The following is a 3,862-nucleotide window of genomic DNA, read 5'->3' on the forward strand; positions in this document are numbered from 1 at the left end:
CCACTGGTATCCGCCGCCGCCCCACCCGTCGGGCTGGCCGGAGGCCTATCCGCCGGCATACCCGCCGCCGTACCCGAACTACCCGCCGCCCGGGCAGGCCGGCCCACAGGCGAGTGGCCCCGAGGATCAGCAGGCGCGTGACGCCGGCCGGCCCAATCCACCGACCCAGAACTGACGACAACTTCACAACGGGAGGCCCCGATGACGCGGTCGCACAACTCGACGGCCACCGGCGTCGAATTCGATGAGGAGCGCGCCGTAGCCGCGGTCCGGGAACTGCTGATCGCTATCGGGGAGGACCCCGACCGGCACGGCCTGGCCGACACCCCGGCGCGGGTGGCGCGCGCGTACCGGGAGATGTTCGCCGGATTGCACACCAACCCCGACGACGTGCTGAACACCACGTTCGACGAGCAGCACGACGAGATGGTGCTGGTCAAGGACATTCCGATGTACTCGACATGCGAGCACCACCTGGTCGCCTTCCACGGGGTGGCCCACGTCGGTTACATCCCCGGTGAGGACGGCCGGGTGACCGGGCTGTCGAAACTGGCCCGCGTCGTCGACCTGTACGCCAAGCGGCCGCAGGTACAGGAACGGCTCACCACCCAGATCGCCGACGCCCTGATGCGCAAGCTCGACCCGCGCGGCGCCATCGTGGTGATCGAGGCCGAACACCTCTGCATGGCGATGCGCGGCATCCGCAAGCCCGGCGCCGTCACCACCACCTCGGCGGTGCGCGGACAGTTCAAGACCGACAAGGCATCTCGCGCCGAGGCGCTGGATCTCATCCTGCGCAAGTGAGTTCACCCGGCCTTCCGGTCCCGGTCACCGGCGGGACGCACGTACAGGTGATGGGCGTCGTCAACGTCACCGACGACTCCTTCTCCGACGGCGGCCTGTTCCTCGACCGCGAGCGGGCCGTCGAGCACGGGTTGGCGCTGGCCGCCGAGGGTGCGGCGATCGTCGACGTCGGGGGTGAGTCGACCCGCCCGGGCGCCACCCGTGTCGACCCGGAGGTCGAGGCCGGCCGGGTACTGCCGGTGATCGACGGCCTTGTCGCCCAGGGCATCACGGTCAGCATCGACACCATGCACGCGAAGGTGGCCGAGCTCGCGCTGGAGCACGGAGCGCGGATCGTCAACGACGTGTCCGGCGGCCGGGCCGACCCGGACATGGCGCCGCTGATCGCGCAGGCCGGGGTGCCGTGGGTGTTGATGCACTGGCGGTCGGTGCACGCGGAGCGGCCACACGAGGTGCCGCCGTACGGCGACGTGGTCGCCGCGGTCCGCGCCGAGCTGCTCGCCGCCGTCGACGCCGCCGTCGCCGCCGGGGTGGATCCCGCGAAGCTGGTCATCGACCCCGGCCTCGGGTTCGCCAAGACCGCGCAACACAATTGGGCGCTGCTGCGCGCGCTGCCCGAGTTCGTCGCGACCGGGATCCCGGTGCTGGTCGGCGCGTCGCGCAAGCGTTTCCTGGGCACCCTGTTGGCCGGCGCCGACGGGGAACCGCGACCGCCGGACGGGCGGGAGACCGCCACCGCCGTGGTGTCCGCACTGGCCGGGCTGCACGGCGCGTGGGGGGTACGGGTGCACGACGTGCGTGCCTCGGTCGATGCGTTGAAGGTGCTGCAGGCCTGGACGGAGCGGGATGACTGATCGAATCGAACTGCGCGGCTTGACTATTCGCGGTAACCACGGTGTGTACGACCATGAACGGCAGGACGGCCAGGACTTCGTGGTCGACATCACCGTCTGGATGGACCTGGCGGCCGCCGCGGCGAGCGACGACCTCGCCGACACCCTGGACTACGGCGGCCTGGCACAGCGCGCCGCCGACATCGTCTCCGGGCCGCCGCGCAACCTGATCGAGACGGTGGCCGCCGAGATCGCCGACGACGTGATGGCCGACGAGCGCATCCATGCCGTCGAGGTGGTGGTGCACAAGCCGTCGGCGCCGATCCCGCTGACGTTCGGCGACGTGGCGGTGGTGGCCAGGCGGTCGCGGCGGGCGGGACGGGCATGACTCGTGTCGTCTTGTCGATCGGGTCGAATCTCGGCGACCGGCTCGGGCGGCTGCAGTCGGTGGTCGACGGCCTCGGCGACGCGGTCCGCGCGGTGTCGCCGGTGTACGAGACCGAGGCGTGGGGCGGTGTCGAGCAGGGGCCGTTCCTCAACGCGGTGCTGGTCGCCGACGACCCCGCCCTCGACGGCCACGGTTGGCTGCGCCGCGGCCAGCAGCTCGAAGAGGCCGCAGGCCGCGTCCGCGGTCAGCGCTGGGGGCCGCGCACCCTCGACGTGGACCTGGTCACCTGCCACGACGGCGACACCGAGGTGACGTCGCGCGACGACGGGCTGACGCTGCCGCATCCGCTGGCGCATCTGCGGGCGTTCGTGCTGATCCCCTGGCTGGCGGTGGATTCGGAGGCGACGCTGACGGTGTCGGGCGAGAAGCGGCCGGTGGCGCGGCTGCTTGCGGAGATCGACCCGGCCGAGCGCGACGGGGTGGCGCTGACGGAGTTCGTGCTGCGCACCGGTACCGCCTGATGGGGCCGACCAGGCTGCGGGACCTGGCGCTCGCCGCGGTGGCCGCAGCCGTGGCCGGTTACCTCGCCGCCGCAGTCGGGTATCCCCGATCCTTCCCTCCGGTCACCGTGTGGAGCGGGCTGTCGTTGCTCGCTGTGGCGATCGCCGTCGGGGGGTGGGCCTTCTATGTGCGGGCCAAGATCAGGGAAAACGAGATCGGCGACGGTGCCGGACGGCTGCACCCGCTGGCCGTCGCCCGCTCGGTGACCATCGCCAAGGCGTCGGCCTGGGTGGGAGCGCTGGTCACGGGCTGGTGGCTCGGCGTGCTGGTGCAGGTGCTCCCGCAGCGCGGGGCGCTGCAGGCGGCGGACGACGACACGGCAGGAATCGTGGTCGCCGCGGTGAGCGCGCTGGCACTCGCCGTCGCCGGATTGTGGCTGCAGCATTGCTGCAGGTCCCCGCTGGAGCCGCCGGACAACGGCGACAACGCCTCCGGCTGACATCACGCCCGCGACGACGCGCCGAATCGCCGGATGGTCGACACGCTGAGTGACCTGTGGCGGGTACAGTCGCCCCATGACCGTTCTGTCCCGCGGCGCGCGCACCCGGCGCGGCGGCCGCAGGCCGGGGTGGGTGCTGTTGACGGTGTTGCTGGTGCTCGCCATTCTGGCGAGTTCGGCGCTGGTTTTCACCAATCGGGTGGAACTGCTGAAGCTCGCCGTGATCCTCGCGCTCTGGGCGGCCGTCGCGGCCGCATTCGTCTCGGTCATCTACCGCAGGCAGAGCGACGCCGACCAGGCGAAGGCCCGTGACCTCAAACTCGTCTACGACCTGCAGCTGGATCGGGAGATCTCGGCACGCCGCGAATACGAGCTGACAGTCGAGACGCAGCTGCGCCGTGAACTCGCGTCGGAGCTGCGCGCGCAGTCCGCCGACGAGGTCGCCGCGCTGCGCGCCGAACTGGCGGCGCTGCGGACCAATCTGGAGATCCTGTTCGACACCGACCTCAACCACCGGCCCGCGATCGAGGGTGAGCGCACCACGGTGCGCGCCTTCGCGGACTGGGCCCGCGATTCGGAGACCACCGGGCGGGTCTCCGACTTCCCGCTCTCCTTCGACGACGACGCCGACGACCGCGACCCGCGCACCGAGGAGAGCCCGATCATCGACGTGCCGGCCGAGCCGCAGCCGCCTGAGCCGGACTGGGCACCACCGCCGCCAGGAGGCGCGCACCGTCGGCCCTCGGAGACCGAGTCGGTCAACGGCCGCCGTCATCGGCCGGACGAGACCCGTGGACCGCGTCGTCGCGCCGAGGGGATGCCACCGCCGCCGCCCCC

At 71.9% G+C, this 3,862-nt stretch carries 6 protein-coding genes; all 6 read left to right on the forward strand.

The genetic code is table 11. The features are described 5' to 3' along the window. The first annotated feature begins 201 nt into the window (after window positions 1-201). Window positions 202-804 carry a GTP cyclohydrolase I FolE gene (folE, locus tag Q2100_RS25480; RefSeq protein WP_302916300.1) on the forward strand — a complete coding sequence of 201 codons (603 nt, stop codon included), beginning with the start codon at window positions 202-204 and terminating at the stop codon, window positions 802-804. Window positions 805-854: 50 nt separating this feature from the next. Then, window positions 855-1,658: a dihydropteroate synthase gene (gene folP / locus Q2100_RS25485; protein ID WP_302916304.1), complete on the forward strand. Its 804-nt coding sequence runs from the start codon at window positions 855-857 to the stop codon at window positions 1,656-1,658. After that, window positions 1,651-2,025 carry a dihydroneopterin aldolase gene (gene folB / locus Q2100_RS25490; protein WP_302916301.1) on the forward strand — a complete coding sequence of 125 codons (375 nt, stop codon included), beginning with the start codon at window positions 1,651-1,653 and terminating at the stop codon, window positions 2,023-2,025. The genes folP and folB overlap by 8 nt, the downstream gene beginning before the upstream one ends. Then, window positions 2,022-2,546 (forward strand): 2-amino-4-hydroxy-6-hydroxymethyldihydropteridine diphosphokinase, encoded by a 525-nt coding sequence (gene folK / locus Q2100_RS25495; RefSeq protein WP_302916302.1) that lies wholly within the window; start codon window positions 2,022-2,024, stop codon window positions 2,544-2,546. Before folB ends, folK begins: the two co-directional genes overlap by 4 nt. Beyond that, a complete protein-coding gene (locus Q2100_RS25500; RefSeq protein ID WP_302916303.1) occupies window positions 2,546-3,025 on the forward strand; it encodes a DUF3180 domain-containing protein in 480 nt (159 codons plus the stop codon). The genes folK and Q2100_RS25500 overlap by 1 nt, the downstream gene beginning before the upstream one ends. 76 nt (window positions 3,026-3,101) lie before the next feature. Further along, a partial coding sequence (locus tag Q2100_RS25505) for a DUF6779 domain-containing protein (protein ID WP_328518138.1) occupies window positions 3,102-3,862 on the forward strand: 761 nt, incomplete at its 3' end.

Source organism: Mycolicibacterium arseniciresistens (assembly GCF_030519285.1).
Lineage (GTDB): Bacteria > Actinomycetota > Actinomycetes > Mycobacteriales > Mycobacteriaceae > Mycobacterium > Mycobacterium arseniciresistens.